This is a genomic window from Corynebacterium stercoris (genome assembly GCF_024160105.1).
GTDB lineage: Bacteria > Actinomycetota > Actinomycetes > Mycobacteriales > Mycobacteriaceae > Corynebacterium > Corynebacterium stercoris.
This window is the reverse complement of sequence record NZ_JAMFTQ010000011.1, coordinates 55,320-64,769: the sequence shown is the minus strand read 5'-3', so window position 1 is coordinate 64,769 and position 9,450 is coordinate 55,320. Positions and strand designations below refer to the sequence as shown.

Genomic DNA, 9,450 nt, shown 5'->3' with positions numbered 1-9,450 from the left:
GCCCAATCCACCTGCATGGTGTGTCCCGGGGCGTGGGTGATCCTGGCTGTCAGCCCAGCGGCGTCAACGTGCTGGGCCACGAGCTGCCGGAAACGCTCGTAGCTGTAATAGCGCTGCCCATCACCGGCCGGGGTAGCAGTGTAGCGGCCCCAGAGCACCTGCAGCGTTACTTTGTGCCTGCCGGTCCTGGCTTTGGCCACGGCATCGTAATCGATCGGGACGAAATCGCCCTGGCCGGTGCTGCGCCCATCATGAAACAGCCCGGCTAATGATTCACTGCTCAATCCCGCGAGTTGGGCTTCGGTAGTGATCCCTGAAGCTTCGAGCGCCTCGCGGGCCTTTTGAACTGTGGTGTGGGAACACCCCACAGTGGAACGAATTTGGCGGACGGACCAACCTTTGAGCACAAGGTCCATCACCGCCCGGTAGTCAGTCACAACTGGACTCCTCTGGTAATGCCGCGCGCCCTGTAGTCGCGCGGTCACCAGCATCGTCCCCCAAGGTGTTACTGGATACTCACCATCGCGTTACTCGAAACCCACCACGGTGTTACTAGATCCGCCCGCGCAACATCGAGTAAACGGACCCTTCGGGCGACGACCAACGGAATTGCTCGCTGCTTTACCCGTAGAGCAGCTACTTCTCCACAAACTCCCGCTTCGGAAACCGCCCACCGTCAAAACCATTCGTCGTGTGATTGCCCCCAACGGCAAGGATCCTCAGCACCGAATCATCGTTCCGCTCAGCCTCCCACAGCATCGCTTCTAGGAGCGCGAGACTCCGCTGACCGGACACAAGCTCGAGAATGTTGATCCGCCCGTCCTCGTGCCTTTCCCAGATTCAGACCCGAACGGCGGTGACTGGTACGGAACCAACTCCATCCCGAGCTACAGTTCCCGATCCCTCAGCGCATCGGCGTCCAACCCGGGCCGCTGGCACAGCTTGTGACGATCACACCAGTTCCGCCAGTCGCTGCCCTCATCCTGAAGCGACTGCACGATCGCAGACCGCGCTTTCCACCGGCCCCATTCGCAACCGAATTCCGGCTCTCCAATCTCCCCAAGCGCAGGCAGGGATTCCTCAGCACCGTGACCAATAGCGCTCTGCCACGATCTCCTTTGAAATGCAGTGACGCGCAAGCCATTTACTAGGGACAGAGCAGGTCTCAGATCTCGCCTTCCGGCGCGTCCCCGAACGCTTCCCGATCCCGCGGGTGGAGCACATTCCCACAATCAGCGCGCCAAAGCTATGCGTAACTCAGTTACCTTTCCGAGTAGCCTTGCCCCCCATCCGCAGCTGGTAGAAACGGATCAGCATCTCGTACGTACTCTGGACGGCTTTCATAGCTCACGTACCCCCGATCCGCTCAGCCGATATCACGTTGGGACGCTTGCTTTCCAACGTTCGAACTCTTACAAGAATCTCCACCCCTTACAAGAAGCTCCACTCAGAGACCAGGCGGTTGAAGGTTCGCTCGGTTCTACTCCCGACGTTTGGGGCAGGCGGTAGCCGTTGAAGTAGAGCTGTTCACCTGCGGACTCGACCGAGCTTCCCCACCTTAGCGGTACTGAACGACAGGAGCCACCCAGCCCTGTGGGCTGGGTGGCGTCTGTCGTTAGGCGCTTAGCGCCGCATTCTTAGAACTTCGGAAGGAAGTTCTGAACGTGCGGGAAAGCGAAGGCGAGGATGCCGCCGAGGGCTGCAACGACGCCGAGAACGATGGCGGCGATGCCGGCCGGAGCCAGGGAGTCGTCGTCGTTCTTGAACTTGATGGAGGACTTGGTGTCGGTGGTCGGGTTGGTGGTGCCACCGTTGTTGTTGCCCGGGTTGTTCTGGCCGCCGGACTTAGCTGCGTTGAGCTTAGCGAGCTCGTCAGCAACCTTAGCGAGCTGGGTGTTGAGGTCCTTTGCCTCAGCAGCCCTGGCAGCATCGGCAGCATCCTTGGCTGCGGCCTCACCCTTGTAACGCTTGTCCAGCAGGCGAACCTTCTGAGCAGCGTTCTCCCAGTTCAGGTTGGAGTAGTTGTCCCAGTTTACGTTGTCCTTTGCAATGTTGCTTGCAGCTGCGTTGGCACGCTTGTAAAGGGACCAACCGTTAGCGTCCACAAACACAACGTTGTAGTAGTCCGCGCGCAGGGTCTGGATCTCATCGGTGGTAAGAACATCGTTCTCGTAAAGATCAAGCCAGCGAGCTGCCATGCCGTAGTAAGCCTGGATCACGCGGAGGGCGCGAACGTGAGCGCGAGCCTGCTTAGCGAGAGAGTTGAGCTCAACAACGTTGCGGCTGGTAGCGATCTTGGACTTAGCAACTGCATCCTTGTAGAGCGCGTTGCGGTTGTCGAAGCCCGTGAGGTAACCGTTGACCATGTCGGAGATGGTCAGAACAGCGTTAACCTCGTTAGCGAGCTCCTTATCATCCTTGCTGTTGTAGTCGCGCACGCTGCCGTCCAGCTGGTCTACCAGGTAGTTAACCGAACCCTTGTCGGTCTTGCGAGCGATCGTCTGAACCTGGTCCAGGTAGCCCAGGTCATCCGGCTTCTTCTCGAGAGCCCAAAGCTCGTCGATAGCCTTTTCAATATCGTCCGGAACGAGGTCGCGGTTGTTGCCCTTATCCAGGAAGTCAATGAGCTCCTGCTTCTCGGACTTGGTGATGGTCACTGCATCAGCGTACTTCTGCCACGCAGCGTTTGCAGCCTTGGTCTCCGCATCGACAGCCTTGATCGTCTTGTCGATGTCGTTCAGCGTTGCGGTTGCCTGCAGAAGCAGCTCCGTAGCCTTCGCCTCGTTTGCCTTAGCATCGTCGATCAGCTGCTGCTCGATCGGGCGATCCGCGAACGGCTCGTAGTCGACAACGCCGCCGTCCTTCTGGAAGTCCTTGATAGCCTTGTTGTCGGCCTTAACCTTCTTAGCGAGCTGGTCAACGGCAGTCGCGCCGTCGATCGGAGCGATGTTGGTAGCCTCGGTGCCACCGTTACCCTTGGAAGCGTCAACAACGTTGGTGGTGTTGTCAGTCTGCGGGTTGGAACCGGTGGTGCCGGTCTCCGGGTTCTGAGCGTAAGCCGGAACGGTCAGGCCGGACACGCCGGTAGCAACTGCGATAGCACCAGCAAGAGCTGCGGTGCGAACACGGTTCTTGAACATGTGTAAATACTCCTAGAGAGTAGTAGGTGAGTCTGACCCAGACGGTCGTCTCGGCCGAAAACTTTTCCGGAACAAACGGGACTTCGGTAAAAGATCACCCGTGGTTCTCAATTACCTGTATCGGCTCCGTCCCCCGATACATTACGAATGCGCCAAACCTCTTGCAAGTCATCTAGAAGTTAACTTTCCTCCACTGGAGAGGTTTGACACCGGTAACCCAGGAAGTTGCCCGCTGAGCTGGGATTTTAGATTCCCAGTAATTTCGCACCAAATCTTCACTCGTTTCACTCCAAACACACCAGTCCACCCCCACAATGGGGTAGCCAAGCCGTCTAGCTGGGGTTTTAGGATGGCACTACAGGTCGGTTTGCTGTGAACTGTCGGTTGCTGCGGCGTGTCGCGAAGATTAAACATCGCTGTGAGCTAACATCCGCGACCCGCCGTAGCCTCTTTTGAGAATTAGAGGAGATCTCGCAGCACCGGATCCGCCGCGCCAAGCACTGCCTCGCGGGCCTGCGCGGCAGTCGGCGACTCCAGCGCAAGGCGGGCCATCTGCTTGCACGCCTGCAGGTCGTGCAGGCGCAGCGCCGCCCGCACGGCGTTCACCTTGCCCGGTGCCATGGAAAGGGACTGCACACCCAGGCCCACGAGCACGAGCGCCACCAGCGGATCACCGCCGGCCTCGCCACAGACACCGATTGGCTTGCCATTGCGCTCGCCGCCCTGGGCGGTCTCGCGGATCATCTTGAGCACCGCCGGCTGCCACGGGATGAGCAGCTCGGCGAGCTCGCCCTGCATGCGGTCGGCGGCCATCGTGTACTGCGACAGGTCGTTCGTGCCGATAGAGGCAAAGTCGGCGATCGAGAGGATCTGCTCCGACATGATGGCGGCTGCGGGAGTCTCGACCATGACTCCGACCGTCGGCAAGTTGTAGCCCCGAGCCTTGTTGGCGAACCATTCCGCCTCCTCCACGGTGGCGACCATGGGGGCCATGACCCAGAGCTCGGCACCCTCGACGGCTTCGCGGGCGTTGGCGAGGGCCTGGAGCTGGTCGTCGAGAAGATCCTCGCGTGCCATCGAGAGACGCAGTCCGCGGCGGCCGAGGGCTGGGTTCTCCTCCGGGCCGAGATCGGCGAAGGAGAGTGGCTTGTCCGCGCCGGCGTCGAGGGTGCGGACCACCACGCGGCGCCGACCGAAACTCTTCAGCACAGATATATAGGTCTCGGTCTGCTCCTCTACAGTTGGGGCGGCGTCGCGATCCAAGAAGAGGAACTCGGTGCGGAAGAGGCCGGAGCCCTCGAGGTCGTACTGAGCGGCCTTCGCGGCGTCGTCGGCGGTGCCGATGTTGGCGAGGAGCTTGACCTTGTGGCCGTCCTTAGTGGCACCCTCGCCGGAGGAGCCGGCAAGGGCCGCGGCGCGGCGGCGGGAGCGCTCCTCAAGCTCTTCGATGTCCTGCGGGGTCGGGGCGACGATGACCTCGCCCACTCCCCCGTCGAGGGCGGCGACTGGGGTGTTGGCGATCGCTTCGGCGATACCCTTCACCTGGACAGCTGCGGGGATACCGAGCTGGGCGGCGAGGATCGCCGTGTGGGAGGTGGCGCCGCCGGCCTCCGTGATGATGCCCAGCACCTGGTCGGGATCCAGCGTGGCGGTCTCTGCCGGGGCGAGGTCTTCAGCAACGAGAATGGAGGGCCCCTCCAGCGTTGGGATGCCAGGCTCCGGGAGGTTGCGGACGCGGGCGGTGGCACGGTCGCGGATGTCGTAGAGATCCGTCACGCGCTCCGCCATGTAGCCGCCGATCTTGCGGAGCTTGCCGGCGTAGACCTCGACGGCGTCGTGGATTGCCTTGGTGACGCCGGTGCCCTTCTTCAGCTCCTTATCGATCTGCTTGATCAGGCCGCGGTCGGTCGCGAGTGCGGCGGTGGCTTCGAGGACCTTCTTGGAGGTCTCGGAGTTGGCGTGCTCGGCGCGGTTCGTGAGGCTGGTTGCGACCTGCTGGAGTGCGTCACGGACGCGTTGGGAATCAGCCTCGAGGTCGACCGAGGCGGGCTCGTGCTCGTCAATGCCGACTGCCGGGGTCACGATAGCGACAGGGCCGGAGGCGGTGCCTGCGGAGACACCGATGCCGTGGAGGACTTTGCGTTCTGCTGGGGAGGTCATTTCTGCGGGGTCCTTTGGGTGTGGGGGCTTCTTGTGGAGGGGCTTCTAAGGGTGGAGTTGTCTCTCAGCGAATTGCGCCACACTTTGGTTTTTCGCGATCTATGTGTGCGAGGCGCAACTATGTGTGCGGTTGTGGCGCTAGCCGGGCCGCCGGGCGGGGATTGGAGTGGTCCCCGCCGTGTGGCGTTGTGGGAGTTACTTGGTGGCGCGGAGGACCGGGTCTCCGGCGGCGACTGCGCCGTTGGGGTTCGGCTGGGCGATGTCGGTGACGTCGGCAAGCTTCTTTGTGTTCACCACGGTGGTGATCACGGTGGGGTCGGTGTTGGAGGAGCGGATGGAGGCGAAATCGACGTCGGCAAGCGGGGTGCCCGCGTCGACCTGCTGCTTGCGCTCCACGACCGGGGTGAAGCCCGCGCCTTCGAGTGCGACGGTGTCGATGCCGATGTGGACGAGGATCTCGACGCCGTCGGCGGTCTTGATGCCGTACGCGTGGCCGGTCTTGGCTACGGAGATGATCTTGCCGGCGACGGGGGCGACCACGGTGGCGGTCTGGGTGTCGGCGGCCGGGATCACGCCGACGGCCTTGCCGAGGGCGCCGGCGGCGAAGGCGGCGTCGTTGATCGCTTCCTGGGCGACGACCTCGCCGGCGATGGGTGCGAGGACGTCGACGGTGATCGGGTCGGCAGGGGCCTCGGCGGTCTCGGTTGCCGTGGCCGTGGCGGCCGGGGCGGTTGCGAGCGCGGTGCTGCCGGTGGCGGGTGCAGCGGGCGAAGAAGCTGCGGCGGGGGCGATGGGCTCGTCGCCAGGCTCAAGTGCGGAGACCTGCGCGGCTGCGGCGTCGTCCTCGGACTCCTCGCGGGCGGCGGCTGCGCGGGCGAGGGCCTCTTCCTTCTCCTCCGGGGTGCGGTAGTCCGTGGCCAGGATGATGAAGAAGGAGGTGAAGAACGCCACGGCGATGGCGAGCATGTAGACCCACATCGGGTCGAAGACGAACATGGTGGGCAGGGAGGTGAAGACGAAAGCGTTCGTCTTCACGCCGCCGAACGGCGTGCCAAGGATGGCGATGGTCAAGCCGCCGGCGAAGCAGCCGACCAGCATGCGCGGGTAGATCTTCTTGTAGCGCAGGTGGATGCCGTAGAGGGAGGGCTCGGAAATGCCGCCGAGGAGGCCGGCGGCGAGCGCCGAGCCGGAGGTCTGGCGCATGAGCGGATCGTGGTCGCGGATGGACAGCGCGAGCACAGCGGCGGTGGCGCCGAAGCAGGCGAAGTTCCATGCGCCCATGGGGCCCTGGATGAAGTCGTAACCAAGGGTGTTGATGTTCACCAGCATCAGGGCGTTCAGCGGCCAGTGCAGGCCGAGCGGCACCAGGAACGGGTACAGCATCGGGATGAGCAGAGCGAAGATGAACGGAGCGTTACCGTTCATCCAGGCGAGGCCGGTGCCAATCCACGCGCCGAGCAGGTAGCCGAAGGGGCCGATGATGAAGGCGGTGACCGGGATCATCACCAGCAGGGTGAGGAACGGCACGAAGACCATGTGGACCGCGGACGGGATGACCTTCTGCAGCGCCTTGTACACGAGTGCGGCGACGGCGGCCATGATGAGCGGGACGAAGACGTTGCCGTTGTAGCCGTTGAGAATCATCGGCAGGCCGAAGACGTCGACAACGCTCGTCGGGCTGCCGAAGAGATCGACGGTGCGGGCCTCCGGGTGCTCCATGAGGTTCAGGTAGTCCGGGGTGAAGAGCGCCAGCATGATGGCGGCGGGCACCCACGGGTCGATGTCGAGCTTCTTACCGGCGTTGTAGGCGACGGCGACCGGGAGGAAGAAGAAGACCGAGCCCCACATCGCGTCGACGAACTGCCAGCCCGGGGTCTTGACCTCGGCGCGGAAGTCGACGAGGTGGAAGGCGTCGAGGACCGCGGCGAAGGCGATGATCAGCGAGGCGCCGAGGAGGACGCCGAGGATCGGGCGGAAGGAATCCGAGAGATACTCGAAGAACGCATCCAGCCACGGCATCTTGCCCTTGGCTTTGTCGCGCTGCTGCGCCTTGAGGTCGTCGTTGGAGAGCTGCTTGCGGCCCTGCATCTCAGGCAGGGCGTTGATCGAGTTGTAGACGGTGGCGACGTCGCCACCCACGATCACCTGGTAGTGGGAGCCGCCCTGCGGGACAGCGCCCATGACCTTCGGGTTGGCCTCAAGGCGGTCCTTGTCCGCGAGAGAGGCATCGTGGAGTTCGAAGCGGAGACGGGTCGCGCAGTGCGTCAGCGACTTCACGTTCTCCGGGCCGCCGATGCCGGCGATGATGTCAGCGGCCTGAGAGTTCAGGTCCGCCTTCGTGGTTGCCATAGTGCGTGCTCCTTTTGGTGCAGGAGTGGGATATAGACAGGACAAAAGCCCGAGCGCGTGGGGGTCGCGGCTCGGGCTTACATGCCTCAAACTTTAGTAGTCCCTATGATTTTTGGCCAGACTGGCCGGCAGTGTGAGGTAAAGCACTTTTAGCAGATGGGGAGCTGGAGGCGGAGGTTTTCCGCGTCTGCGCCGTTCACGATGAGAAGGAAGCGGTCCAGGTTCGAGGGGGCAGGGCTGCCGGCGATTGGGCTGGGGGCCAGGAAGTAGGCGGGCAGCGTCTGGTCTGGGAGTTCGGCGGAGGCGAGGGTGCAGACGTCGTTAGCAAAATGTTCTTGCTCGGGAGGGAGGGCGGCGTCGCGCTGCTCGGGGGACTCGAAGGCGTAGATGTTGATGCCGGCGTCGGGGCTGGCGCAGCGGATCTTGGCGAGCTCGTCGCCCTCCGGGGTGGCGCTGTGGCAGCGCATGCCGGTGGGCGCTTTTCCTCCGTCGTTAAGCGAGACAAGCCCGGGGAAGGCGCGGGCGATGTCCGCGTCCTTGCCCTGCCACGGCTGCTGGTTCGCGCGCTCGGTGTACCACCATGCGCCGCCGGCGCCGAGCGCGGCGATGAGGGCGAGGATGAGAACGATCCACGGCCAGGTGCGGCGCTTGGGCTGGGCGTCGGCAAGGTAAACCGCGTCTGGATCGGGGTGGGTGGGGTCGATCGTAGGCAGGTTTGGGTCCGTGTCCGGGAAGTACTGGCGCGGGCGGTCGGTGGGTTCCATTGGCTGGGTCATGGGAGGCTCCGTCTAGCAGGGGTCGACGTACTCGGCGCGGTCCGACAGGATGCGGCCGTTGCCGCCGTACGTCGCCTTTGCGCGGCACATGGCAGCGGTGTCCTGGCCGAAGTCGAGGTACACGGGGTAGACGTTGTTGCCATCAACCTGCGCGCGCAGCGACGGGCACTGGCCGGGGACGGTGAACCTGCGGTCCATGCCGGAGGGGTCGACGAACATGACCCACTGGGCGAGCTCGCCCTGGGCGGCGCCGGTGTTGCCGCGGTCAATGATCGAATCGAGGATGAGGATGCTGCGGCCGTCGCACGCCGGGTAGCTGGCCTCCTCGTAGGCCTCGCCGAGGCCGGTGATGGTGATGATCTCGCCGGTGGCTTGGTTCTGGGCGGGTTGTTGGGGGGCTGGTTGGGCCGGGGCGGTCCTGCCGTTGCACTTCGGGAGGCGCTCGCGAAGCGGGGAGGGAACGCCGAGCTTGTCGATGTGAGCGTCGGTGAAGCAGTCCGTCATCCCACCTACCATCTCGCTGTAGTGGGTGCCGTCGCCGACGAGGCGGGTCCAGGCTTCGCCGTCCCATTGGACGTACGTGACCGCATCAGTTTGCGGGACGCCGACGCGGGCGAAGCCGCCGTCGCACATGTCGATCTCCCAATCGCCCCAGTCCCCCGGCTCCGCGAGGTAGGCCATGTCGCAGACCGGTTCCTTGCTGGCCTCGGTAGTGGTCGTTTCCTCGGTGGTCGTTTCTTGGGTGGTGGTGGTCGCGGCTGCCGTGGTGGACGGGCGGGTGGGTTCGGCGAGCTCGTTCTCCTCGCCGAAGCAGCCGGCAAGGGTCGCGGCGGCGAGGAAGAGCGCGGCGGGCGCGGCCAGGAAGCGGCTGACACGGGAGGTGGTCATGGCCGTAGATTACCGGGTGGTGTCACCGATAGCTTCGTCTCCGGCAGATTGTCACGAAATGTAGCGACCTGGGGAAATGGGCGCGGTCCAGAAAGATTCTGCAAAATCTTTCTGGGTTGGGGCAGGTGCCGCGTTGA

General features: G+C 63.7%; 5 protein-coding genes and 1 pseudogene. All 6 read right to left on the bottom strand.

What is annotated here, in order from left to right:
- Nucleotides 1-437: pseudogene (locus M5J20_RS08715) on the bottom strand (helix-turn-helix domain-containing protein); the annotation flags it as partial.
- 1,200 nt (nucleotides 438-1,637) lie between these two features.
- Nucleotides 1,638-3,140 (bottom strand): hypothetical protein, encoded by a 1,503-nt coding sequence (locus M5J20_RS08710; RefSeq protein ID WP_253578594.1) that lies wholly within the window; start codon nucleotides 3,138-3,140, stop codon nucleotides 1,638-1,640.
- Between the two features lie 459 nt (nucleotides 3,141-3,599).
- Nucleotides 3,600-5,300 (bottom strand): phosphoenolpyruvate--protein phosphotransferase, encoded by a 1,701-nt coding sequence (gene ptsP / locus M5J20_RS08705; RefSeq protein ID WP_253578592.1) that lies wholly within the window; start codon nucleotides 5,298-5,300, stop codon nucleotides 3,600-3,602.
- A gap of 195 nt (nucleotides 5,301-5,495) precedes the next feature.
- Complete coding sequence (locus M5J20_RS08700; protein ID WP_253578590.1) at nucleotides 5,496-7,649, bottom strand: glucose PTS transporter subunit IIA; 2,154 nt, start codon at nucleotides 7,647-7,649, stop codon at nucleotides 5,496-5,498.
- A 149-nt stretch (nucleotides 7,650-7,798) separates the two neighbouring features.
- Nucleotides 7,799-8,425: an RNA-binding protein gene (locus M5J20_RS08695; RefSeq protein ID WP_253578587.1), complete on the bottom strand. Its 627-nt coding sequence runs from the start codon at nucleotides 8,423-8,425 to the stop codon at nucleotides 7,799-7,801.
- Nucleotides 8,426-8,437: 12 nt separating this feature from the next.
- Nucleotides 8,438-9,313 (bottom strand): hypothetical protein, encoded by an 876-nt coding sequence (locus M5J20_RS08690; RefSeq protein ID WP_253578584.1) that lies wholly within the window; start codon nucleotides 9,311-9,313, stop codon nucleotides 8,438-8,440.
- Nucleotides 9,314-9,450: the final 137 nt, after the last annotated feature.

Bases quoted from the DNA above. Each gene is read 5' to 3' on its own strand.
- M5J20_RS08690 (WP_253578584.1), bottom strand. From the start codon at position 9,313: ATGACCACCTCCCGTGTCAGCCGCTTCCTGGCCGCGCCCGCCGCGCTC.
- M5J20_RS08695 (WP_253578587.1), bottom strand. From the start codon at position 8,425: ATGACCCAGCCAATGGAACCCACCGACCGCCCGCGCCAGTACTTCCCG.
- M5J20_RS08710 (WP_253578594.1), bottom strand. From the start codon at position 3,140: ATGTTCAAGAACCGTGTTCGCACCGCAGCTCTTGCTGGTGCTATCGCA.
- ptsP (WP_253578592.1), bottom strand. From the start codon at position 5,300: ATGACCTCCCCAGCAGAACGCAAAGTCCTCCACGGCATCGGTGTCTCC.
- M5J20_RS08700 (WP_253578590.1), bottom strand. From the start codon at position 7,649: ATGGCAACCACGAAGGCGGACCTGAACTCTCAGGCCGCTGACATCATC.